Annotated in this window: 20 protein-coding genes and 1 pseudogene; 8 read left to right on the top strand and 13 right to left on the bottom strand. The window is 67.6% G+C overall.

The window, feature by feature from the left end:
• Nucleotides 1–45: 45 nt before the first annotated feature.
• The gene (locus GBRO_RS04730; protein ID WP_012832850.1) at nt 46–666 is read left to right on the top strand and encodes an LON peptidase substrate-binding domain-containing protein; all 621 of its coding nucleotides are present in this window, start codon (nt 46–48) and stop codon (nt 664–666) included.
• Between the two features lie 108 nt (nt 667–774).
• Nucleotides 775–2,271, top strand: coding sequence for an aldehyde dehydrogenase (locus GBRO_RS04725; protein WP_012832849.1), 1,497 nt, complete (start codon nt 775–777; stop codon nt 2,269–2,271).
• Between the two features lie 202 nt (nt 2,272–2,473).
• Here GBRO_RS04725 and cydC read toward each other — a convergent pair whose 3' ends face one another.
• The 5 genes from cydC to GBRO_RS04700 form a co-directional block, all read right to left on the bottom strand.
• Entirely contained in the window at nt 2,474–4,168 is a 1,695-nt protein-coding gene (gene cydC / locus GBRO_RS04720) for a thiol reductant ABC exporter subunit CydC (protein WP_012832848.1), read from the bottom strand.
• The gene (gene cydD / locus GBRO_RS04715) at nt 4,150–5,874 is read right to left on the bottom strand and encodes a thiol reductant ABC exporter subunit CydD (RefSeq protein WP_012832847.1); all 1,725 of its coding nucleotides are present in this window, start codon (nt 5,872–5,874) and stop codon (nt 4,150–4,152) included. The genes cydC and cydD overlap by 19 nt, the downstream gene beginning before the upstream one ends.
• Nucleotides 5,875–6,957 carry a cytochrome d ubiquinol oxidase subunit II gene (gene cydB / locus GBRO_RS04710; RefSeq protein WP_012832846.1) on the bottom strand — a complete coding sequence of 361 codons (1,083 nt, stop codon included), beginning with the start codon at nt 6,955–6,957 and terminating at the stop codon, nt 5,875–5,877. It abuts the gene before it with no gap.
• Nucleotides 6,958–6,969: 12 nt separating this feature from the next.
• On the bottom strand, nt 6,970–8,541 hold the full coding sequence (locus GBRO_RS04705; RefSeq protein WP_012832845.1) for a cytochrome ubiquinol oxidase subunit I: 1,572 nt from the start codon (nt 8,539–8,541) through the stop codon (nt 6,970–6,972).
• 192 nt (nt 8,542–8,733) lie between these two features.
• Nucleotides 8,734–9,600, bottom strand: a complete 867-nt coding sequence (locus tag GBRO_RS04700) for an aminodeoxychorismate lyase (RefSeq protein WP_012832844.1) — start codon at nt 9,598–9,600, stop codon at nt 8,734–8,736.
• An 87-nt stretch (nt 9,601–9,687) separates the two neighbouring features.
• On the opposite strand from GBRO_RS04700, the gene ygfZ reads away from it, so the two are divergent.
• From ygfZ to GBRO_RS25095, 3 genes are all read left to right on the top strand, one after another.
• Complete coding sequence (gene ygfZ / locus GBRO_RS04695) at nt 9,688–10,857, top strand: CAF17-like 4Fe-4S cluster assembly/insertion protein YgfZ (protein WP_012832843.1); 1,170 nt, start codon at nt 9,688–9,690, stop codon at nt 10,855–10,857.
• Nucleotides 10,854–11,486 (top strand): MOSC domain-containing protein, encoded by a 633-nt coding sequence (locus GBRO_RS04690; protein WP_012832842.1) that lies wholly within the window; start codon nt 10,854–10,856, stop codon nt 11,484–11,486. The genes ygfZ and GBRO_RS04690 overlap by 4 nt, the downstream gene beginning before the upstream one ends.
• Before the next feature lie 159 nt (nt 11,487–11,645).
• Nucleotides 11,646–11,822 carry a DUF3073 domain-containing protein gene (locus GBRO_RS25095; RefSeq protein WP_012832841.1) on the top strand — a complete coding sequence of 59 codons (177 nt, stop codon included), beginning with the start codon at nt 11,646–11,648 and terminating at the stop codon, nt 11,820–11,822.
• A 348-nt stretch (nt 11,823–12,170) separates the two neighbouring features.
• On the opposite strand, the gene purM is transcribed toward GBRO_RS25095, so the two are convergent.
• The 7 genes from purM to GBRO_RS04655 form a co-directional block, all read right to left on the bottom strand.
• Nucleotides 12,171–13,280: a phosphoribosylformylglycinamidine cyclo-ligase gene (gene purM / locus GBRO_RS04685; RefSeq protein WP_012832840.1), complete on the bottom strand. Its 1,110-nt coding sequence runs from the start codon at nt 13,278–13,280 to the stop codon at nt 12,171–12,173.
• Nucleotides 13,281–13,427: 147 nt separating this feature from the next.
• Complete coding sequence (purF, locus tag GBRO_RS04680) at nt 13,428–15,005, bottom strand: amidophosphoribosyltransferase (protein ID WP_012832839.1); 1,578 nt, start codon at nt 15,003–15,005, stop codon at nt 13,428–13,430.
• A 113-nt stretch (nt 15,006–15,118) separates the two neighbouring features.
• On the bottom strand, nt 15,119–15,625 hold the full coding sequence (locus GBRO_RS04675; RefSeq protein WP_012832838.1) for a hypothetical protein: 507 nt from the start codon (nt 15,623–15,625) through the stop codon (nt 15,119–15,121).
• A gap of 77 nt (nt 15,626–15,702) precedes the next feature.
• The gene (locus GBRO_RS04670) at nt 15,703–15,906 is read right to left on the bottom strand and encodes a hypothetical protein (RefSeq protein WP_147290623.1); all 204 of its coding nucleotides are present in this window, start codon (nt 15,904–15,906) and stop codon (nt 15,703–15,705) included.
• 174 nt (nt 15,907–16,080) lie between these two features.
• Nucleotides 16,081–16,557 (bottom strand): hypothetical protein, encoded by a 477-nt coding sequence (locus GBRO_RS24585; RefSeq protein ID WP_012832836.1) that lies wholly within the window; start codon nt 16,555–16,557, stop codon nt 16,081–16,083.
• A complete protein-coding gene (locus GBRO_RS04660) occupies nt 16,554–16,862 on the bottom strand; it encodes a hypothetical protein (protein ID WP_012832835.1) in 309 nt (102 codons plus the stop codon). The genes GBRO_RS24585 and GBRO_RS04660 overlap by 4 nt, the downstream gene beginning before the upstream one ends.
• 42 nt (nt 16,863–16,904) lie before the next feature.
• Nucleotides 16,905–17,321, bottom strand: a complete 417-nt coding sequence (locus GBRO_RS04655) for a sterol carrier family protein (protein WP_012832834.1) — start codon at nt 17,319–17,321, stop codon at nt 16,905–16,907.
• 82 nt (nt 17,322–17,403) lie between these two features.
• On the opposite strand from GBRO_RS04655, the gene GBRO_RS04650 reads away from it, so the two are divergent.
• Both GBRO_RS04650 and GBRO_RS04645 read left to right on the top strand, forming a co-directional pair.
• A complete protein-coding gene (locus GBRO_RS04650; RefSeq protein ID WP_012832833.1) occupies nt 17,404–18,912 on the top strand; it encodes a glutamate-cysteine ligase family protein in 1,509 nt (502 codons plus the stop codon).
• A gap of 213 nt (nt 18,913–19,125) precedes the next feature.
• Nucleotides 19,126–22,258: pseudogene (locus tag GBRO_RS04645) on the top strand (MMPL family transporter).
• On the opposite strand, the gene GBRO_RS04640 reads toward GBRO_RS04645, so the two are convergent.
• Nucleotides 22,185–23,282 carry an NAD(P)H-dependent amine dehydrogenase family protein gene (locus GBRO_RS04640; RefSeq protein ID WP_012832832.1) on the bottom strand — a complete coding sequence of 366 codons (1,098 nt, stop codon included), beginning with the start codon at nt 23,280–23,282 and terminating at the stop codon, nt 22,185–22,187. The pseudogene GBRO_RS04645 and the gene GBRO_RS04640 overlap by 74 nt on opposite strands.
• Before the next feature lie 205 nt (nt 23,283–23,487).
• Here GBRO_RS04640 and GBRO_RS04635 point away from each other — a divergent pair, with 205 nt between their 5' ends.
• A complete protein-coding gene (locus GBRO_RS04635; RefSeq protein WP_115311779.1) occupies nt 23,488–24,348 on the top strand; it encodes a glycerophosphodiester phosphodiesterase in 861 nt (286 codons plus the stop codon).
• Nucleotides 24,349–24,354: the final 6 nt, after the last annotated feature.

Here is a 24,354-nt window from a genome sequence, read left to right as displayed (position 1 = left end):
CCCACCCTGTCTGACACCGACGACGGCGCGGCGTCGATCGCGCCGATGTTCCCGCTCGGCACCGCGCTGCTGCCGGGCGAACCGTTGCCGCTGCGCATCTTCGAGCCGCGGTACCGCGCGATGCTCGGCGACTGTCTCGACGGCCCCGACGCCGACGCCCGCTTCGGGGTGGTGCTGATCGCGCGTGGCTCGGAGGTCGGCGGCGGCGACGTGCGCCACGACGTGGGAACCTTCGCCGCCATCGACGCCGTCGACCGGCTGCCCGACGGGCGCGCGACCGTCGTCTGCTCGGGCACCGCGCGGTTCCGCGTCGTCGAGTGGCTGCCCGACGACCCGTATCCGCGCGCCCGCGTGCAGACCCTCGCCGACCTCGAGTTCACCGACGCCGCCCACACCCGGCTGCGTGATCAGGGCGCACGCATCCGCGAGCTCGTCGGCGATTTCGCCCGCGCACGCGACGTGGACCCTGCGGAGTTGCAGGCGATCTTCGACGACTCGTCCGTCGACGCCGACCCGGTGCGCACGCTGTATCGGTGGGTGGCGAGCCTGCCCGCCGGGCCACTGGATCGGCAACGACTGCTCGAGGCCGCCGACGCCGACGCCGCGCTCGACGCATTGACCGAGGCCGCCGAGGGTTTCGCCGCGCGGATGCAGTTCGGCGCCTGACACGGGTTTGGCCGCACCCCTGGCCGCAAAGTTAGAACGTGTTCTAGTATCGGGATGTGCGGTGGTTCACACCGCTGGCCGTCCATCACGATCCAGGAGCACTCACTCATGACCGAAACCGTCGAGTCCCGCGCCGCATCCGTCGCCGGGGGTGGCGACCAGCCGAAACTGCTCATCGGTGGCACCTGGACCGACCCGCACTCGACCGAGACCCTCGAGGTTTTCTCCCCCGCCACCGGCGAGCGCGTCGGATCGGTGCCGCACGCCGACGCCACCGACGTCGACACCGCCGTGGCGACCGCACGGGCCGCCTTCGACGCCGGGGTCTGGACTTCGGTTCCCCCAGCGCAACGCGCCGACATCGTCGCCAGGGTCGCCGATCTGATCGACGAACGCTCCGACGAGGTCACCGCACTGGTGTCGGCCGAGATGGGCGCCCCGCCGAGTGCGGTGAGCACGCTGCAGCAGCTGCCCGGCACCGGCGTGCTGCGCGCCTACGCCAACGCCGCCCGCGACTACGCCTGGGAGGAATACCGGACCGGCCTGTTCGGCACCACCCGCATCACCCGCGAGGCGGTCGGCGTCGTCGGCGCCATCTGTGCATGGAACGTGCCGCTGTTCATCACCTGCAACAAGCTCGGCGCGGCGCTCGCCGCGGGCTGTTCGGTGGTGCTCAAGCCCGCTCCGGAGACCCCGCTGACCGGCAACTACATCGCGCAACTGTTCATCGAGGCCGGCGTCCCCGAGGGTGTCATCTCGGTGGTGCCCGGCGGAACCGAGACCGGCCAGGCGCTCGTCGCCCATCCCGAGGTCGACAAGATCACCTTCACCGGGTCGACCGCGGCAGGTAAGGCCATCGGGGCGGCCTGCGCCGAATCCCTCAAGCGCTGCTCACTGGAACTCGGCGGCAAGTCTGCGGCCATCGTGCTCGACGACGTCGACATCGCGGCCAACGCCTTCATGCTCACCTTCCTCGGCCTGTTCAACACCGGCCAGGCCTGCGTCGCACAAACCCGGGTGCTGGTGCCGCGCAGTCGCCAGGACGAGATCGTCGGAGCCATGATCGAGGCGGCGAAGACCATGAAGGTGGGGTTGCCGTCGAATCCGGAAGCCCAGCTCGGCCCGCTCATCACCGAGAAGCAGCGTCAGCGCGTCGAAGGTTACATCGAGTCCGGCAAGAAGGCCGGTGCCACAGCGGTTCTCGACGGCGAACGGCCCGACGGACTGGATTCCGGCTACTTCCTGACCCCGACGATCTTCACCGGCGTCACCAACGACATGACCATCGCACAGGAGGAGATCTTCGGCCCGGTGCTCTCGGTGATCGCCTACGACGACGTCGACGAGGCCATCGCCATCGCCAACGACTCCAGCTACGGCCTCGCCGGGACGGTGTGGACCTCCGACGTCGAACGCGGCATCGAGATCTCCACCAAGATTCGGACGGGAACCTTCGGGATCAACTGGTACGCAATCGATCCCGAGTCACCGTTCGGCGGCTACAAGAACTCCGGCATCGGCCGCGAGAACGGTCGCGAAGGACTCGAGTCCTTCCTCGAGCACAAGTCGACGATGCTGCCGATGGGTTACGAACCGCAGCAATAAGCCTCTCTCACAGGAGGTTCGGGGTCGGACATCGCGGGGTGTCCGACCCCGAACTTGTCTTCTCCCCTGCCCGATCGTCCGCGCCGCCATCTGCTGGTTGAGCGATGGTTGAGCGGCGACGGTCGAGCGCAGCGAGACCGTCGCGTGTCGAAACACGGTGAGAACGGCAGAATCGCTCAACCCGCCGAAAAATCGGCGGAACTCAGACGACACTCGACGTCAAATCAACGACGTCGGAGTCGCTTTCGGCGGGAAGCTGATGGGTGACGACGACAACCGTCCGCTCCGGTCCGAACATGCCGTCGACCGGGTCGAGGATCGATCGCAACAACCTCTCCGCGTCGGCGACATCGAGATGCTCGGTGGGTTCGTCGAGCAGCACCACCGGTGCGCGGTGGATCAGGGCGCGGGCCAGCAGCAGGCGGCGTCGCTGCCCACCGCTGATGGCGTCGGCGCCACCGGTCAGCACGGTGTCGAGGCCGTCGGGTAACCCGCTCACCCACGCCGAGAGTCCCACCCGGTCCAGCGCTCCGACGATCTCGTCGTCGGCGACATCACCGCGCGCGACGCGCAGGTTCTCCCGCAGCGACGTCGAGAAGATGTGCGCCTCTTCAGCGAAATAGCATGCGGCCGAGCGCAGATCGACATATTCACCACCCGCGCCGGCACCACGGAGGGCCCCGGAGCGTGGTTCGAGCAGCCCGGCGAGAGTCAACAGCAGCGTGGATTTTCCCGAACCACTCGGACCCACGACAGCCAGTCGCGAGCCCGGCACAAGCGTGCGGTCGAGTCCGTCGTCGGGGCCCAGGAGGCCGGAATCCGGCCAGCCCCAGCGCATCTGATCGGCGTGCAGGGTCACCGGGCCATCATGGACCGGCACATCCGCATCCGACGCCCCCGTCGCCTTCGCGCCGTCGACCAGCGCCATCACCCGGGCCGCCGACTGTCGGGATGTCTCCAACTGCACACCGGCTTCGGTGAGCGGAGCGGTCGATTCAAAGGCCGACAGTGGCAGCAGGATGAGCACGCCCAGGATCATCGGCGTCAATCCGTGCCCCGACGACACCTCGGCCAGGGAGCCGGGTACCTGGCCGGCCAGGTGGATGCCGATCACGCAGGCCGCCAGCACCGAGGCCCCCAGCGAGAGCGGGGTGGCCGCAGCTGCCGCCGCCTGCCATCTGACTCCGCGGTCCGCCGCGGCCACCGCCTCCCGATCGGCCGTCGACGCCGCCGCCAGCACTGCGTCGCGTCGACGCGCCACCACGAGTTCCGAGGCGTGCCAGAGGGCGGTGGTGGTCGCCTCGGCCGACCGGGTGGTGGCCGCTGCGGCGTCGGCGATGGAGCGGGCCGAGCCCCGGGCGGCCAGCCACGGCGCGAGGACCCCGCTCACGAGCAACGCCACCGCAAGGACGAGCGCTGCCCACGGCGACACCAGCGCCATGATGATCACCGCCGCGACCGAGGTCGTCAGACCCACCCCGATCGGGATGAGACCGCGGATGAGGGCGTTGCCGATCTCGTCGATGTCGTCGCCGGTGCGGGTCAGCAGATCACCGCGTCGCAGCGTCACCGAGTACGCCGGCGACCCGGACGCCAGTGCCACGTACACGCGCGTCCGTGCCGAGGCCATCGCGCCGAGCGCGAGGTCATGGGTGGCGAGCCGCTCCAGATAGCGGAACAGCCCCCGCGAGATGCCCAGTGCGCGAACGGCGGTGATGGCCACCGACAGGTACAGCACCGGCGGCATCTGCCATGCGCGGGTGATCAGCCACGCCGACAGCGCGGCCAGGCCGAGCGCCGACAACGCGCCGCCGACCCCGAGCAACAGAGACCGCAACACTGGCCGACCCCGCAGACCGAGGAAGCCGAGCGCACGGATCAGCGGATCACCGGACACCGTTCACCTCCCCCGACATCGACGAGATGATCGGCGAACTCGCGGGCGATGTCACGGTGGGCGACGATGAGCACGGTGTCGCCGGCGCGCGCCCGATCACGCAGACCGGTCAACACCGCCACCTCCGACGCGGCGTCGAGATGGGCGGTCGGTTCGTCGAGCAACAGCAGCGGCGACGGCGACGCCAGCACCCGGGTCAGGGCCAGTCGCTGCCGCTGGCCCGCCGACAGTCCGACGCCACCGGCACCGAGGGTGGTGTCCAACCCGTCCGGCAGAGCGGCCAGCACCTCGTCGAATCCCGTTGCCGCCGCTGCCCTTGCGAGGCCGACCCGGTTGAGTGCGCCGAAGAGCTCCAGATTGTCGGCGACGGTTCCCGGCACGATCACCGGCTGCTGGGGCAGCCAGGCGATCTGCTCGTGAAACGCGTCCGGCTCGAGTTCGACGACCGGTACCGATCCGATGAGCACCGACCCGTCATCAGGCGCGAGCAGTCCCATGATCGCAGCCAGCGCAGTGGACTTACCCGACCCGTTGGGCCCGGTGAAAACGGTGACCGCCCCGGCGGGCACCGTCGCATCCAGGTGATACGGAGCCCAGCCGTCGCGGCCGTGCACCCCCACGTCGAGCAGTCTGATCGGTTGTCCGGCAACGCCTGTCGTACGAATCGGCGTCGCCGTGGAAGGATGTCGGTCCGGCGCTTGAATCAGGTCGAACACCTCGCGGGCCGCGGTGACACCATCGGTGGAGTTGTGGAACTGGGTCCCCACCCGACGCAGCGGGTGGTAGGCCTCCGGAGCCAGGATCAGCGCGAAAAGCCCGGCGTACAAGCTCATCTCGCCGTAGACGAGACGCAGTCCGATACCGACGGCGACCAGCGCCACACACAGGGTGGCGAGCAGCTCGAGTACCGCGCCGGACAGGAAGGCCACCCGCAACGACGACATCGTGCTACGCCGATGTCGCGCACCGAGTTCGGCCACCTGAGCAGCCGGCGCCTGCGCCCGACCCAGTGCCCGCAACGTCGGCAGCCCCGCGATCAGGTCGAGGAGCTGCGAGGTCAACCGGCTCATGGTGGCCAGCTTGCGTTCGGTCTTCTCGCGGGTCATCAGGCCGACGAGCACCATGAACACCGGGATCAGTGGCAACGTGATCACCACGATCAGCGCCGACGGCAGGTCGGCGAGACCGATCACCACGATGACCACCGGCGTGGCGATGACCGAGATGATCAGCGCCGGAAGGTATCCCGACAGGTAGGGCCCGACGGCGTCGAGGCCGCGGAGCAGCACCGAGGCGGCGTGTTCGCGCCTGCCCAGCAGGTCCCGCGGGGAGGTGTGCTCGGGGTCGGTGACCGTCGCCAGCGCCGCCGACCGCAGTTCGGCGATGGATCGTGCGGCAGCGCGGTGCGCATAGCGATCGTGCCCGAAGGTCATCGCCGCACGGGCCACCAGAGCGACGGCCAGTACCACCAGATGCGTGCTCTGCGCGGCCATCGTGCGCCTGCCGGGATCGACGATCAGCTCGGAGGCGATCGAGGCGATCATCGCGGCCACGACGATCACCGCGATCACTTCTGCCACGGCGAAACCTGCAGTCAGCGCGACATATCCACGCGCCGTCGGCGAGTACCGCAGCAATCGCGGATCGAGTGGCGGTCCCGGACGGCCCTTGCGGACCTGGGCGTCTGTCGCGGTATCAGTACTCATTCACTCGCCGGGCACCCGCAGCGACGGCAGGCCGGTGGGTGCCGGGATGTGGTCGACGGAGATCCGCTGGCGGAACACCCAGTAGGTCCACGCCTGATAGCCGATCACCACCGGTGTGACGATCACGGCCGCCCACGTCATGACCGTCAGGGTGTAGCTGCTCGACGATGTGTTCGCGATGGTGAGGTTATAGGCCGGATCGGTAGACGACGGAAGGACGTTCGGGTACAGCACCGCGAACAGGGCGGCCACGGTCCCGGCGATGGCAATCGAGGTGGCCAGGAAGGCGATACCCTCGCGACGCAATTGGGTCGCGATGACCATCGCCACGGCGGCCACTGCGGCGATGAGCACCGGAATCCAGGTCCAGCCGTTGCCGTAGGCCAACTGCGTCCAGAGCAGGAACACCGCGGCGACCACCAGCGTGGGAATCGCCAGACGCGAGGCGTAGCGCATCGAATCCTCTTGCAGCACACCGCTGGTCTTGAGTGCGAGGAACACCGCACCGTGGGTCAGAAAGGCGAGCAGCGTGGTGGCACCGCCGAGCAACGCGTACGGATTGAGCAGGTTGAAGAACCCGCCGGTGTACTGCGCGTCGGCGTCGATCGGGATGCCGCGAATCACGTTGGCGAAGGCCACACCCCAGAGCAGTGCCGGAATCCAGGAGCCGAGCCCGATGCCGATGTCGGCCCACATCCGCCAGCGCGGATTGTCGATCTTGCCGCGCCACTCGATGGCACAGATGCGGACGATGAGACCGATCAGGATGAGGAACAGCGGAAGGTAGAAGGCGGTGAACATCGTTGCGTACCAACCGCCGAACGCGGCGAACATCGCTCCGCCCGCGGTGATCAACCACACCTCGTTGCCGTCCCACACCGGTCCGATGGTGTTCAGGATGGCGCGACGCCGGTTGTCCGGGCCGGCGAGTTCGTCGGTGGGCGCGACCACGTCGTCACCGCCGGTATGGCTGTGGCCGAGAAAGGGCATCAGCATCCCGACGCCGAAGTCGAAGCCCTCGAGCACGAAGTAGCCGACGAACAGGACCGCGATGACCAGGAACCAGAACTCGGGTAATCCCATCGTGTGCCCTCCTCAGTAGGCGAACGAGAGTTGTTTGGGCTCATCGGAATCGTCGTCGTGCGCCGATGGCTCGTCGGGTGGTATCGCGTCGTAGGTCGCGGGCCCCTCGATCACATAGCGTCGCTGCAGCATGAACCACACCACGCCGAGCGCGCCGTAGAGCAGGGTGAATCCGATCAGCGTCACCCATACCGTGGCGGCGGTGTGATTGGACACCCCGTCGGCCACCAGCATGTGGATACGCGTCGGGTCCAGGTTGTCCTGCCAGTTGGGCGCGACCACCCATGGCTGACGACCCATCTCGGTGAAGATCCAGCCGGAACTGTTGGCCAGGAACGGGGTCGGGATCATCAAGAGCGCGATGAACCCGAAACGTCTGGATTCCACCACCCGCTTTCGCCGCGTCAGCCACAGTCCGCCCAACGCGACGACCACCGAACCCAGCGCCCAGGTGATCATCGCGCGGAATCCCCAGTAAGTGACGAACAGGTTGGGCGCGAAGTTCTGCCCGGGCATCTGCAGCGCCTCCTGATACTGCACCTGCAGTTGGTTGACGCCCTGGAGCGGGGTGTCGAAGCGATGGTCGGCGAGGAAGGAGAGCATGCCGGGGATTTCCACCACGTGATCGACGTTGTCGCAGTTGTTCTGCCGTCCGATGGACAGCACCGAGAACGGTGCGCCCGCAGTGGTGGAGTCGCACAACGATTCCGCGGATGCCATCTTCATCGGCTGCTGTTTGAACATGATCTGCGCCTGCAGATCACCGGTGATGAACAGCGCGACACCGGAGATCATGATGATCCAGAGTGAGAATCGTGTGACCGGGCGCCACAACTGGCGGGCGTCCCGCTCGAGATCTTCTGGCGTGGCGTCGATCTGGCTGGGCGAGGTGGTCTTGGGCATACCCGAGGTGTCACCCGTCTCGATGGCTTCGCGAAGCTTCTTGGCGCGCCAGGTGTTTCGCGCCATCCACCAGATGCCGACCGCCGCGACAAAGGTTCCCGCGGTGAGCCAGGCACCGGCGAGCACGTGCGGGAACGCGGCCAGCGTGGTGTTGTTGGTGATGACCGCCCAGAAATCGTTCATCGCCGGCCGGCCGCGCTCCGGATCCCACTCGACGCCGACCGGGTGCTGCATCCAGGAGTTCGCCGCGATGATGAAGTAGGCCGAGGCGGTCACGCCGATCGCGGCCAGCCAGATGCAGGCCAGATGCACCTTGCGCGGCAGGCGTCCCCAGCCGAAGATCCACAACCCGATGAACGTCGACTCCAGGAAGAAGGCCACCAGGCCCTCGAGCGCGAGCGGGGCGCCGAAGACGTCGGCGACGAAGCGACTGTACTCACTCCAGTTCATCCCGAACTGGAATTCCTGCACGATGCCGGTGGCGACGCCGAGCGCGAAGTTGATCAGGAAGAGCTTCCCGAAGAACTTGGTGGCACGCAGCCACTGCTCGTTGCCGGTGACGTGCCAGACCGTCTGCATGATCGCGATCATCGGCGCCAGGCCGATGGTGAGCGGGACCAGGATGAAGTGATAAACGGTGGTGATCCCGAACTGCCAACGGGAGACGTCCAATGCGTCCATGTCGCCTCTAATCGAGTCGTCGCCCGGGCTGCGGGCGCGGCGGAACCGAGTGGATCGAACTCATCGACTACTACTGGCAGTAGTAGTTCTTGCGGCCAACGTTACGCCTGGTCGCGACGGGCATCAAGCGACCAAGGTCCCATCACCGTCGGGTTGAAGTTGTGTGCTGTGTCTCAGTCGGCACACCTATTGTCAGTCAACACAAACGGCACGGTCCACCAAATCGACGAATTCGTCGTTCGCGGCGGACACCGGCATCACATAGCGGTTGAGCGCGGTGACGCGCGCCGCGAGCGTCACGCTGCTGACCATCCACACCGAGTCCGCGGCGATGAGATCCGCCGGACGCAGGACGCGCGTGGATGTGGACCATCCCTCCTGGGCGGCGAGTTCGAAGACGGCGCGCGCGGTGGTCCCGGGCAGGATGCCGATCTCGGTCGGCGGGGTGACCAGCGCCTTGCCCGTCACCGCGATCACGGTCGAGCGTGGTCCCTCGAGCACCGCGCCCTCGCTGCTGAGGAAGATCACATCGTCGAAACCCTGCTCGGCGGCGTGCCGCAGCGCCGCCATGTTGGTGGCGTAGCTGAGGGTCTTGGCCCCCAGCAGCTGCCACGGCGCCTTCTCGGCGAGATCGACGGAGAAGCCTCGTTCCAGAGTCACCACCGAAACACCCTCAGAACGGGCCTGCATCACGCGGTCGGGCACGGCAGTCACGGTGAGATACGCTGTCGTGGAACCCGGTTCACTCTCCCGCCCGCGTGAGTAGACCAGCCGCAGCAGCCCCTCGGCCCCGTTCGGTTGTCCGTCATCCCAGGTCTTCACCGCCGCCTCGATCGCCGAACTCCACTGGTCGACGTCGGGTTCGGGGAGCCCCAGCGCGTGGGCGCTGTTGACCAGTCGCTCCAGGTGCAGGCGGACACCCTGTGCGCGTCCCGCGCGGACGAGCAGTGTCTCGAAGATGCCGTCGCCGCGTACGGCGGCCAGGTCGTCGGCCGCCAGGAAGGGTGCGTCGAAGTCGTGTGCCGTGCCGTCCAGGGTCATCAGAACCGAGTTCGTCATGTGGACGAGGCTGCCAGGCAGCGCCGGTGACTGTCACATCCACCCTGGCGTCCACCGCGCCGACGTCGGCGTCCGTAGAATCGACATGTGACCCCCTCACCCATCCTGACCAGGTATTCCGGCTCGGGAGCAGTGCCCGAGTCCGACGGAGCGACGGCGGTCTCGATCGCCTGGCACTACGGCGATCCGCTCGGCGAACAACGGGCGGCGGCCTGCGGTGCGATCATCGTCGACCGATCCGACCGCGCCGTCATCGAGATCTCCGGCGACGAGCGGCTCACCTGGCTGCACACCATCTCCAGTCAGCACATCAGCAATCTGCCGGACCGTTCGAGTGCCGAGAATCTGTCCCTCGACGTCAACGGTCGCGTCGAAGAACACTTCGTCCTCACCGACGTCGACGGCGTGACCTGGGTCGACACCGAGGGTTCGCGCGGCGCCGCCCTGCACGGCTTTCTCGCCAAGATGGTGTTCTGGGCCAAGGCCGAGCCGGTATTGCGCCCGGACATGAAGGTCGTCACCCTCGTCGGTCCCGCCGCCCGGAGCGGGCAGATCGCGGAACTGCTCGAGATCGATCCCGACGCCCCCATCTACGCGGCCGGCGACCTACCCGAGACACATCACGAGGACGAGCCCCTCGGCTTCTGGCGGGTGATGCCGCCGATCGGCGAGAACGCCACGCTGCCGGTCGTCGACGTGGTCCTGCCCGAGTATCTGCTCGACCGCTGGTGGTCGGCACTCGTGGACGCCGGCGCACGAATGGCCGGCACCTGGGCCTTCGATGCACTGCGGGTGGCGGCGGTCCGTCCGCGGCTGGGCGCCGACACCGACGATCGCACCATCCCGCATGAGGTCGGCTGGATCGGCGGCCCGGCGGAGTTCGGTGCCGTCCACCTGGACAAGGGGTGCTACCGCGGGCAGGAAACCGTCGCGCGGGTCCACAACCTGGGCAAGTCGCCGCGCCGGCTGGTGCTGCTCCATCTCGACGGCAGCGCCGACGGGCGACCTGCCACCGGCGATCCCGTTGTGGCGGGCGGGCGCACCGTGGGGCGTCTGGGCACCGTGGTCGACCATTTCGAGCTCGGTCTCGTCGCGCTGGCCCTGGTCAAACGCAACGTGCCCGCCGACACCGACCTCGTCGTCGGCACCGAGAACCCGGTCAGCGCGCGCATCGATCCGGACTCGGTACGCGCCGACGACCACGTACAGGCCGGGCGCGCGGCAGTGGAGCGACTGCGTCGAGGGGCGGGATCATGACCGACGGCCTCGTGCTCGCGGTGTGCGCCGCGTCCGACGACGTGCTGCTCGACGGCGTCGGCCCGTCCGGCATCGACAAGCGCCCGGCGGACGGTCGTGTCCACGTCGGCGAACTGGGTCTGGTCACCGACCACGTGTGCAACACCAAACACCACGGCGGCGTCGATCAGGCGGTGTATGCCTACGACGACGCCGAGGCACGACGCTGGGCCGACGAACTCGGCCGTGACCTTCCTTACGGATGGTTCGGCGAGAACCTTCGCGTCACGGGCCTGCCGGTGACGGACGCGATCGTCGGCGAACAATGGCAGATAGGTGACGACGGTCTGATCCTGGAGACGACGATCCCGCGCACCCCGTGCCGGCGGTTCGCACTCTGGTCCGCCGAGCCCAAGTGGGTGAAACGGTTCGCCGAACGCGGCGACACCGGCTCCTACCTGCGTGTTCATCACATCGGCAGCGTCGGAGCGGGTGATCGGATCACGGTGATCCACCGTCCCGACCACGGTGTGCGGGTTCGCGATCTCATGCACGGAACACAGCGCGAGGCCCTCGAGGCCCTGCTCGCCACCCGCACGCTGGCACCCAAGGTCGAGCGCGAGGCACGCAAACAACTCGCCAGGTCATGACGGTTCCGTCGGTCCGGACGGGCATTGACGGCGCGGCGCGGCAGGGCCGTCCGCACAACCGGGAACGGCGCGCTAGACTGGTCAGCACGACAGAATTACTTCAAGAGAACGGGGCCGCCAAGTGTTTGGCCGCCCCGTCATTGTGCGAGGGGGTCCCGAATGGGCCGCGGCCGGGCAAAAGCAAAGCAGACGAAGGTTGCTCGTCAGCTGAAGTACTCCACTCCCCATACCGACTTCGACAGCTTGCAACGCGAGCTCTCGGGATCGGCTGATCCGGCAGACCGCCCGGATCCGGTGGACGAGTGGGTTGAAGAAGAGGAGTGGCGGCGCGCCTGACGCGCGCCCCGCGCCCACCCCCGACCGCCGATCTCGCGGTCCAGACAACGATTACCACGCCGTACGCGGCGCGGTTTTCGTGTGCACCCCCAACCTTTTGCGGCGTCGCGACTCCCCACCACTGGTCGAGCCACGACTCCCCACCACTGGTCGAGCCACGACTCCCCACCACTGGTCGAGCCACGACTCCCCACCACTGGTCGAGCCACGACTCCCGACTGCTGGTTGAGCCACGACTCCCCCACTGCTGGTTGAGCCACGACCGACGAGCGCAGCGAGTCGGCCGTGCGTCGAAACCACACGTGAGCCGACCACCCGTCGGACCACCAGACAGCCGCGGTCGACCCGTCAGAAGCGCGGGTGCTCACCCACGAGCGTGACCCGCGCGGCGTCGGACTGCTTGCGTTCCCCGGAACGCTTGACGGTGCCGAGGACCCAGTTGTCGACGTGCCGGGCGGTCAGGACGGCCTGGGCGCGGTCGGTGTCCTCGGGGGCGACGACGGCCACCATCCCGACACCCATGTTGAAGGTGCGTTCCATCTCGGGCTGGGCGACGCGGCCGCGCTGGGCGATCATCGAGAAGATCGGTGCGGGTGACCAGGTGTTGCGTTCCAGTTCCGCGACCAGCCCGGACGGGATCACCCGGGCGAGGTTCTCGGCGAGCCCGCCACCGGTGATGTGCGCGTAGGTACGGACGTCCGCCTCGGCGGTCAGTGCCAGGCAGTCGCGCGCGTAGATGCGGGTGGGTTCGAGCAGTTCCTCACCGAGCGTGCGGCCGAATTCCTCGACGTGGCCGAAGAGATCCATGTGCCCCCACTCCAGGAGCACCTTGCGGGCCAGTGAGTATCCGTTGGAGTGCAGACCCGACGACCCCATTCCGATCACCACGTCACCCGCACGCACCTTGTCGGGTGAGAGCACCTCGTCGGCCTCCACCACTCCGACGGCAGTTGCCGACAGGTCGTAATGATTGTCCTGCATCAACCCGGGATGTTCCGCGGTCTCGCCGCCCAGCAGCGCGCATCCGGCGTCGACGCAGCCGTCGGCGATACCCGAGACGATCTGCGCGACGGTCTCCGGGATCACCTTCCCGACGGCGATGTAGTCCTGCAGGAACAGCGGCTCGGCGCCGCAGACCACCAGGTCGTCGACGCACATCGCCACCAGATCGCGGCCCACGGTGTCGTGCTTGTCGATGGCCTGCGCGATCGCGAGTTTGGTGCCAACGCCGTCGCTGGCCGCCGCGAGCACCGGCTCGCGATAGTTGCCCTTGAGGGCGAAGAGTCCGGAGAAGCCGCCGAGCCCGCCCATGACCTCCGGGCGGGAGGCGCGCTTGGCATGCGGCGCAAAGAGTTCCACCGCACGCTCGCCGGCGTCGATGTCCACTCCGGCGGCAGCGTAGGACGCATGTTCCGGTGCACCGGTCGATTCGTCGGCGGCGGCATCCCGCTCGCTCATCACCGCAGCTCCCCTTGTCGAGTGTTCGTGGATACCTGGAGCGCCCGGCAGCGGGCCCTCCAGCGTGGTTCCGGACGCGCGACACCCACGGTTTCACGTCGTACGGGACGGCTCACACGCTACCCGTCGGGTACGTCGTGAGGAGGCTCAGGGCCGCATCACGGCGCTGACATTGTCGTTGCCCGCCGTCAGCGGGTCGACGCGGGATTCGCCCGCCGCGTTGGCCAGCATGTGCTCGAGCACCGCCTTGCCCATCGAGGTCTCCTCGGGCAACGCGATCGGGTAGTTGCCGTCGAAGCAGGCCGCGCACAGGGCCGACGCGGGCTGGTCGGTGGCGGCGATCATCTCGTCGATGCCGATGTAGCCGAGAGAGTCGGCGCCGATGGCCTGCCGGACACCCTCGACCATGTGCTCCTCGGAATCCATGCCGTTGGCGATCAGTTCGGCCGGCGAGGCGAAGTCGATGCCGTAGAAACACGGCCAGCGCACCGGCGACGACGCGATCCGCACGTGGATCTCTGCGGCGCCCGCCTCACGCAGCATCCGGATCAGGGCGCGCTGGGTGTTGCCGCGGACAATCGAATCGTCCACCACCACCAGGCGTTTGCCGCGGATGACCTCTTTGAGCGGGTTGAGTTTGAGGCGGATACCGAGCTGTCGGATGGTCTGCGACGGCTGGATGAACGTGCGGCCCACGTAGGCGTTCTTCATCAGGCCCTGGCCGTAGGGGATGCCGGATTCCTGCGCGAAACCGACGGCGGCCGGGGTTCCGGATTCGGGAACCGGGATGACGAGATCACCCTCGGCGGGATGTTCACGGGCCAAGCGGCGACCGATGTCGACGCGCGCCGAATGCACCGACCGACCGTGAATGACACTGTCGGGCCGGGCCAGATAGACGTACTCGAAGGCGCAGCCACGCGGGGTGGCCTCGGCGAAGCGGGAACTGCGCACGCCGTCGGCGTCGATGGCGAGCAGCTCACCCGGTTCGATGTCGCGCACAAAGGAGGCGCCGACGATGTCGAGGGCGGCGGTCTCCGAGGCGACGACCCAGCCCCGGTCGAGCCGGCCCAGCGACAGCGGGCGGACGCCGTGCGGGTCGCGCGCCGCGTAGAGGGTGTGCTCGTCCATGAAGGTCAGACAGAACGCGCCGCGCAGTGTCGGCAGCAGTTCCATGGCCGCCTGCTCGATGGTGCTGTCGGCCGCACCGTGGGCCAGCAGCGCCCCGACGATGTCGGAGTCGGAGGTGGCGCCCGAACTCATCACCCCGGCCGCACGTGCGCGGCTGGCGAGTTCGGCGGTGTTGACGAGGTTGCCGTTGTGCCCGAGCGCGACACCGGTGCCGGCGTCGGTGGTCCGGAAGATCGGCTGGGAGTTCTCCCACGTGGTCGACCCCGTCGTCGAATAGCGGCAGTGCCCGATCGCGACATGTCCGACCATCGCGCCGAGGTTCTGCTCGTCGAACACCTGGCTGACCAGGCCGAGATCCTTGAACACCAGCACCTGACTGCCGTCGCCGACGGCGATGCCCGCGGCCTCCTGACCGCGATGCTGCAGGGCGTAGAGGCCGTAGTAGCTGAGCTTGGCGACGTCCTCCCCCGGAGCCCACACACCGAAGACACCGCATTCCTCGCGGGGTTCGTTCTCCGGCTCGTCGAGCGCACCCGACGGGCATTTCTGGGTAGGAGCTATCAGGTTTTTGCTGTGGATCGACAAGTCGGTCATCAACGAGCTCCCTGGGCTGCGGATCGGGGCCAACACATCGGTGGGCTGGGAGACGTCTCGAAGTTTACGTGTCGGTAGCCATCGATTGCGAATCATGCAGCGGCGTGGGTCGCTCAGTTATTCCGCAAACCGCCTGCGGGGTTACCGAACACACGCACGTGACGCTCTCCGAAGCCGCTGTCGATCCGCTCGACGAGTTCGGTGCCGGGACCGGCGAAGCGCGCGATCGTGAACGCGAGCCGGTCGGCGGAGAATTTCGAGTCGGGTATCCGCACCCGCATGGGCAGATCGGTCAACACCTCACCCGCGCGCACCGGCATGGGCTTCGACCAGAGACCGGCATCCGGCGTGGCCACGACCCCGACCTCGACGCTTCCCGGCGCGCCGGCACGGGTGTACACGATTGCCCGAACGTGGCTCCACTTCGCCACGGCCAGGCGAGTCGTCACGCCCACCGGGGTCACCGCGAAGAGCGTGCAGAAGTTCATCGCCGCGTAGATGGCGATGATCATCGGCAGAGCGAGCACAAAGCCGGAACCTCGCAAGGAATCACTGGGCAGCGGACCGACAACCCGCAGCACCGCGAAGAGCACAACATAGAGGATCGGGGTCAAGACCACCAGGCAGACGGCACTCCACCGCGAGGCGACCCGATAGCGCGTTGCGGCCAGCGCCCGCCGGATGACGAGGGACAGTCCTACGCACAGGCGACGAGCACCACGAAGGCCGCCCCGGCGACCGGCGATCTCGTCTTCTCGTCGAGAATGAAGAGGAGCGCGACCAGAGCGGCGATTCCGGTGAAGACCGCGGCGGTCCCTACGACCTTGGCGCGTCGCAGCGACTTCCGATGGGCGATCTCGCGATTGGCTTCCCAGTACCGCCACTGATGATGTTCGACCACCGCCCGAGTATCGGACGACGTGTGCCAATTCTGCACATCGCCGTCGTTCGATCGACCGCAGTCGACGATCACCCACCTTGATCAGCGGCAGCCACTGCGCCACGTCACCGGGACGGTTACCGGATGCGGTCATCGACCCGGCGGCTACCAGGTCATCGAAGTCGACGTCACCGATCACCAGCAACAGCCAGCTCCGCGGGTGTTGGACTGCCGGAGCACCCGATCACCGCCGGCGGTCCGTTCGATCAGCAGCATGTCGGTCCGGCCGGTCTGATTGATCGCCCAGTGCAGTTTGTCGACGTCGACCTTCGACGCCGGTACCACCACTCGCATGGGTATGTCGACGAGCCGTTCACCGGGGCGCACATCCAGCGTCGGCGTCTGACCTCCCGGCCGCGGCATGACGCCGAGTTCCACTGTTCCGTGCGCACTGCCCGTGGTCAGCACCACGGCTTCCACCTCATCCCAACCGACGGTGGTGCCGCGCATGATCAGGGTCATCCAGGTGGCCTGGAACAGCGTCGACTTCGCCATGTGCCACACCACGATGCCGATCGTGCCGACCATGAACAGCGGGTGGACCACCACGGACGCCGGGCCTTCGTCGACGTCCAGAGCGGAGAAGGTCCCGATCACCGCGGCCAGGATCACCCCGAAAACCACATAGGCGCGCCCACGAGACGCAACGGCGAGAACGACACGGTGATCCGGTACCGCAGACGCTTGTTCACCATTCGCGTGAGACTGCCGAACACAGTGCAGATCGCCACGCAGATCAGCAGGGTGATCCAGGCCGGGGACGCGCTCGGGTCGTCGATCAGAAAGAACAGCGCGATGACCCCGACGAAACCCGCCATGAGGGCCACGACCAGCAACCATTTGCCCGTCAGCGCGGCCCGCTGGCCCGCGGTTTTCGCGTCAGCAGCGGTGACGGGGGCGGTGGAGTAGTACGACACCGCAACAGGGTGCCACGTGGGTGGCCGCGAACGCGGACCCGATCATTCAGACGTCTTCGTGCTCCGCATCGGCACGATCGGCAACCAGTCCGCGATCGCACCGGCCCGGTGACCCGAGGCGTCGACGAGACCGTCGGCCACCGCGGCGTCGAAGTCGAGCAGGCCGGCGGCCAGCAGCAGCCACGTCCGGGGCGTGGTCTCGACGACGTTCGGCGGAGTGCCGCGGGTGTGTCGCGGACCTTCAACGCACTGCACCGCCACGAACGGCGGCACCCGCACCTCCACCGAGTTTCCCGGGGCGAGCTGGGCCAGCGTGCGTGCCGACGTGCGGACGGCGGCGGCGAGGGCGTCGCGGGACGGGGCCGGTGCGGCATCGTCGACGAGCCAGTCCGCCACCGCTGTCATCGCGGCCCGCACTTGCGCGGCGTCGACTCTCTTGTGGGGTGGCACGGCTGCCATCTTGCAGCACCAACCCTGGGCGCGGGTGTGGACCCCGGGCGATCCGAGCACCAGATCCCCGCAGATCGGGCAGTATGAACTCATGGGCACCGACGTGACCAGCCAACAGTTCACAGGCGCCGATCGCGTGCGATTCCGCCAGCGGGTGTCGCGCGGTACCGAGGCCATCGCGCGCATGCTCGCCGACGGCCTGTTCACCGATCACGGACGGCCTCCGGAACCGCTGCTGGGCATGGAGGTCGAGCTCAATCTCATCGACGACGCGATGAATCCCGCGATGGCCAACGCGGCGGTGCTCGACGCCATCGCCGACCCCGATTACCAAACCGAGTTGGGCCAGTTCAACATCGAGATCAACGTCTCGCCGCGCCCGTTCTTCGCCGACGACACGATCTCCCTCGAACAGGCCCTGCGCACCTCGCTCAATCGGGCCGAACAGCGCGCGGCACGCACCGCCAACCACCTGGTCATGGTCGGCATGCTTCCCACGTTGCGGACTGAACACTTTGCGCACCAATGGATTTCGGCGAATCCACGCTACGACCTACTCAATCAGCAGATCTTTGCCGCCCGGGGTGAGGACCTCGAACTCGACATCACCGGCATCCCGCTGGGCGAGGGTGCGACCAGCGAGCGACTGCACACCTCCACCGACTCGATCCTGGCCGAGGCCGCCTGCACGTCGCTGCAGCTTCATCTTCGGGTGGCGCCGGAAGACTTTGCGGCGCACTGGAATGCGGCACAGGCCATCGCGGGCATCCAGGTGGCACTCGCCGGGAACTCACCGTTCCTGGCCGGTCACGCGCTGTGGCACGAGAGCCGCATACCCGTCTTCGAGCAGGCCACCGACACGCGACCCCTCGAACTCAAGAACCAGGGCGTGCGGCCGCGGGTGTGGTTCGGCGAACGCTGGATCAACACCATCTTCGACCTCTTCGAGGAGAACACCCGCTATTTCCCTGCGCTGCTTCCGGTTTCGTCCGACGTCGACCCCCTCGAGCAACTCGACAACGGCGAGATCCCCACGCTAGACGAACTGAAGTTGCACAACGGCACGGTGTATCGCTGGAACCGTCCGGTCTATGACGTCGTCGACGGCCATGCCCATCTGCGGGTGGAGAATCGGGTGCTTCCCGCCGGTCCCACCGTCGTCGACATCCTGGCCAACGCCGCCTTCTACTACGGCGTCGTCCGCGGGCTGGTGGAGGCCGATCGTCCACTGTGGTCGCAGATGTCGTTCAACGCCGCGGCCGAGAACCTGCAGTCGGGTGCCCGATCCGGACTCGAATCGCAGATCTACTGGCCCAACGTGGGCTGGGTCCGGCCCGACGAACTCACGCTGCGCCGGTTGTTGCCCATCGCCGACGACGGCCTGCGCTCCTTCGGGGTCTCCGGGAAAGCACGCTCCCGCTATCTGTCGGTGATCGAGGGCCGCTGCATCAACCGGCAGACCGGGTCGGTGTGGCAGCGGGCCGCGGTCGCCGCCCGGGAGGCCGCAGGCGAATCCCGCGAGAACGCGTTGCGCGGCATGTTGCGCGACTACGTGGTCGCGATGCACGAAGGCGAGCCGGTCCACACCTGGGACATCTGACGCCACTTCTCAGCGGCGCGTTCCCCGGGCGTCGACGATCCCCACCACTCACCGCAACACCGGCGCGCTCCATCACACATGTCGCTGACCAGCGCATATCGCGGCGATCCTGTCGCACCCGTTGACCGTAACCCTGCGTCACAGCTACTCTCTGCGCTATCTGTATGCAGGTCTACATATCAACTCGCATTGTCACGTAGCAGGGGGAGCGCAATGGCACACGGGCAGAGCCGCCGGCTCACCTCCGTCGGGGCATGGACCCATCGGCACGCCGGCATCGTGCTCCTCGGCTGGGTCGTGCTCGCCGTTGGCACTCAACATCGCCATTCCCCAACTCGAGCACACCGTGGCGCGTCACTCCGCAGATTTCCTGCCCCGGGATGTCCCGGCCAACATCAGCCTGGAGAAGATGGCGCGCGACTTCGAGGTCGCGCCGTCGAATGCGGTCAGCAGCGTGGTCCTCGTCGACGAGAACGGCTTCGGCCCGGCCGACGAGGAGTACTACCGCGCGCTGGTCGCGAAGCTGGTCGCCGATCACGAGAACGTCGCCTACATCCTGGACACCTACGGCAACCCCGTCACGCGCAACGTCGCCCTGAGCCCGGACGGCAAGGCGGTGAACCTGATGGTCGCCGCACAGGGCGCCGTCGGTTCCACACAAGCACACCACAGCACGGTGGGCATCCGCGCCCAGATCGACGCGCTCGACAAACCGGCCGGGCTCCAGGTGCACTACAGCGGTCCGACGGCGACGCTGGCCGACCTCTTCTCCGCGATCGACGTCTCTCTGTTGATCATCACCGGCGTCTCGGTCCTGCTGATCACCTTGCTTCTTCTCGCCGCCTACCGCGATCTGGTGACGGCGCTGATTCCCTTGGCCACCATCGGGATCGGGCTCGCCGTGGTGCGTCCGGTGATCTCCTGGCTGGGCGACACCGGCCACCTGTCGATCTCCAATTTCACCATCGCGATCATGACGGCGCTGGTGCTCGGCGCGGGCACCGACTATGCGATCTTTGCCGTCGGCAGCTACCACGAGGGGCGTCGAAAAGGGCTTCCGGTGGGCAACGCGGTCGCCCGATCATCCGGACGCACCGCGCCCATCCTCATCGCCTCCGCGCTGACCATCGCTGCCGCGTGTGCATCGATGGTGTTCACCGAGATCGGCATGTTCAACACCGCCGGACCGCCGACCGCCCTGGCCGTCCTCCTGGTCCTGCTGGTCGCGCTGACCGTACCGTTCGCGCTGCTCTCCCTCGCGGGGCGGCGCGGTCTGGCAGAACCGCGACGATCGTCGGAGACCGCCTGGCGCCATCGCGGTGCGCGCGTCATCCGCCACGCGGGCGTGTACACGACGGTTGCGCTGTTGTTCCTCGTGGGCACCGCGCTGATCACCACCACCTACCGGCCCAACTGGGACGAGTCGGCGATGCCGCTGCGGACGACCGATTCCACCGAAGGCTACGATGCCGTCCGGAAACACTACGGCCACAACGAGATCGCGCCGGAGTACCTAACCATCCGGGCAGATCACGACCTGCGCAACACCACCGATCTCGCCGCGCTCGAACTCGCCGGGATGGCCGTCGCCCAGATCCCGCAGGTGGCCATGCTCCGCTCCATCACCCGACCCGACGGCAAGCCACTCCCCGAGGCGTCCACCGGCTATCAGGCGGGCGTGGTCGGCCGCCAACTCGGCGACCCGCACCGTCAGATGGTCACCGCCACACCAGAACTCAAACGACTCGCACAGGGTGTGAGCCAGTTGTCGACCGGCGCCGACGACGCGCTGACGCGCATGCCCGAGCTCGTCGACGGAACCAATGAGGTCGCGCGGATGGTCGGGACCGTTCTCACCGGACTCGAACAGGCCGACCGCATCGTCACCACCGGCACCGGCGGGCAGAGCCTTTCTCAATCGCTGCCCACCCTCCGGGTCGCGCTGAGCACCATCACCCAGGTCGTCGCGGCCCTCGACACCCACGACGCCGCCTCCACCACAGCACTGGGCCGGCTCGACGCGGCGTTCGGTCCCGTACTCACCGATACGCCCACCCCGCAATGTGCCGCCGACCCTCAATGTCTCGTGGCCCGAGCCGCTTTCGCGCAGCTCGACCGCGCGCTCGGCGGTCGTGCGGGTGCCGCGTTGCGATACGCCCAGGCCCTGGCCACGGCTCGCCCCGCGGCGCTGGATGGCCTGCGCCGCATGCTTCCCGATCTGCGAGCCGCCCTGGCCACCGTCGAGACGCTGATGCACCAGCTCGGTGGGCGTACCCCCGAACAGGTGCGCGCAGACCCGCGCCGTCTCACCTCCGGCGTGAGCGAACTCGCCGGCGGCATGACACAACTCGCCGACGGGTTGCGTCAGGTGAAGGCGGGTACCGACAAGACCGTCGCCCTCACCGGAGCGCTCACCGACGGGCTTCGCCGGGCATCGACGTATCTCTCCACGCTCGGCACCGCGACCCGTACCGGCCCGGGCGCCGGCTTCTAACTGCCGCCGGAGGCGCTCTCGGATCCGCGCTTCGTGGAGGGCAGCAAGCTGTTGATCTCGCCCGACGGCAAGACGGCCCGGATGATCGTGACCTGGGATATCAACCCCTACAGTCAGGAGGCGATGGCGACGAGTCGTGTTCTGCCGGCTACCGCGCATCAAGCGTTGGTGGGAACCTCACTCGCCGACGCCGAGGTGTCCACCACCGGCCTGGCGTCGTTGTCGGCTGACATGCAGGATCAGCTGGTTCGCGACTTCGTGCTCTTCGCAGCCGTCGCGGCCACCGCCGTGCTCCTCATCCTGATCGTGTTGCTGCGCAGCATCCTGGCGCCAGTCCTGCTGGTCGCGACGGTGATCCTGTCGTTCGCGTCGGCGGCCGGCATCAGCATCCTCGTGTGGCAACACATCATCGGATTCGACCTGGACTGGTCGGTGTTCCCGGTGTCGTTCATGGCGGTGATCGCGGTGGGTGCCGATTATTCGATGCTGTTCGCGTCGCGCATCCGCGAGGAATCGGCCCAGGGCGGCATGGTCCGCGGGGTGATCCGCGGCTTCGGCAGTACCGGCGGCGTGATCACCACGGCGGGAATCATGTTCGCGCTCACCATGTTCGCCCTCATGAGCGGGACGGTACTCAACCTCGTGCAGATCGGTTTCACCGTCGGCGTCGGCCTGTTACTCGACATCGCGATCGTGCGGACAATCCTGGTGCCGGCCGCGATGACCGTGATTGGTGATGCGATCTGGTGGCCGGCCCGACCGAACCAGAAGGCCTCCGCTACGACGTCGACACGGACGCACGCCCGGCCACCAGCCCCCGCCCCCACACCTGCGGCAGATCCAGCGCGGTGACCAGGCCGGGCTCGGCATCCACCACGGCCGCAACCGAATTCACCAGGCGCATGGCGGTGACGATCATCCCGGACACGTTGTGGTCGCCGTGCTCGCCGTGGTGGGCGAACTCCACCTGCATCTGCGGTTCGCCGGAGATGACGATGCGATAGCTGCCATCCCCCTGCAGGGGCGTGGGCCACTGCGGGCACTGGTCCGGGTGGGTGCGTGTGATGTGTTCGAGGACAACGCGATCGACGCCGTCGACCTGCCCGGCGACCTCGAAGCGTACGGCCGCCATGGTGCCCTCGGGAATCTCGACCGACACCGTCGAATAGTCGCGGTCGGCGGCCACGCGATCGACGCGCTCGACGAGCGGCTCGTCGAGCGTGAGGTCCAGGCCGGCGGCGATCTGACGCACCACCGGCCCCCACGCCATCGACAACACTCCCGGCGTGAACAGCATCGGTGTGGTGTCCATGGGCTGCCCGAAGCCGAAGATCGAGGACATGACGACCGGCTGGTAGTAGGTCGAATAGTCGGCGATCTCCAGGCACCGCACCTCGTCGATGCGCTGGGAAAGGCTCGTCATCGACAGTGGCAGAACATCGTTGGCGAATCCGGGGTCGATGCCGTTGACGTGCAGACTGGCATTCCCGCTGCGCCCGGCATCGTCGATGCGCGCGATCATGTCCGCGGGCAGGATGCCGTGCGGGAACTGCAGTACCACCGGCCCGCTGGAGACCACGTTGATCCCCGACTCCAGGAAGAAGATCAGATCCTCGATGGCCTCGAAGATGCGGTCATCGGTCATGGCGGTATGCACGATGCAGTCGGGTTTCAACGCGATGAGCGCATCGCGGTCGTTGGTCGCGATCACACCCAGCTCGCGCCCGAGGCCGGCCAGTTCACCGGCGTCGCGGCCCACCTTGGCCGGGTCGGAGACCCAGACGCCGACCAATTCGAGGTCGGGCCGGATGTCGATCCCGGCGATCGCATGCCTGCCCACGGTTCCGGTCGACCACTCGACCACACGAAGTGTCATGTCCCTAAATTAGAACACGTTGCAGTTTCACGGGCGAGAATCCGCGCTCCCGCGTCGACCGTGCAGGCGAACACGTTCATCGGGTAGCCGAACACGTTCAGTGGGTATCGCCGCCCCACCCCCGTGCACGATGTATGTGTTCACCTGCACGATCAACGGATCTGGGCGCACGGTCAATGAGAGGCTGCGGTTAGCCTGGGCGGTGATGTTTCGACGACACGATCCCGACGATGTGCCAGGAGCACCGCTGCACCTCGACCACGACGGGCACCGTACCCGCATCAAGTGGCATCGGGCGCGCCGCCGGCCCGACGATCCGCCGTTCACCGCACGCCGCATCATCGAGGCGATGCGTCTGGGCGCCAGCGTCGAGGTCGACCTCGTCCTGCACGCCGACCGCGGCTACGCCGTCCTCCACGATCGCACCGTCGACCGTGCGACGACAGGTGTGGGCCGGGTGGCGGATCTGTCGGCGGCACAGTTGCGTGAGGTCTCGCTACGGTCCAATCGCGGACGCCCGCTCTATCAGCGGGTGCTCTTGCTCGAGGATCTCGCCTCGTTGCTCGCCGATGTCGAGGTCGCGCCGGATGCCCTGCTGCAGTTGGACTTCAAGGAGGATGCCGCAGCCCTCGACGACGTCGCGGTCGAGGTGTTCGCCACCGCGGTGGCCCCGTTCGCCCGTAACGCCATCCTCTCCTGCGGAGACGCGGAGGCGGTGCGCATCCTCACCGACGCCGCCCCCGGCATCCGGATCGGTTACGACCCTTGCCATCACGGAGCCGCCGACGCGGCAATGCGCAGCCGCGACTTCGATGCCTTCGTCAGGGCGGCGGTGACGGCGTCGCCGCGGGCCGAGATGGTCTACCTGGAGAACCGACTCATCCTCGACGCCGACCGGCTCGCCTTCGACATCATCGGGGCGTTTCACGACGCCGGCCGGCTGGTCGACGGCTACACCGTGAATCGTGTTGACCGCAAGTCAATCCCGATGATCCGACGCCTCATCGACCTGCGTGTCGACCAGATCACCACCGACGATGCGGAAGCGCTCGCCGCCCTCGGTTGATCCGAC

The sequence above is a fragment of the Gordonia bronchialis DSM 43247 genome, assembly GCF_000024785.1.
GTDB lineage: Bacteria > Actinomycetota > Actinomycetes > Mycobacteriales > Mycobacteriaceae > Gordonia > Gordonia bronchialis.
The sequence above is the reverse complement of the archived record's forward strand: the minus strand, read 5'-3'. Positions and strand labels throughout refer to the sequence as shown.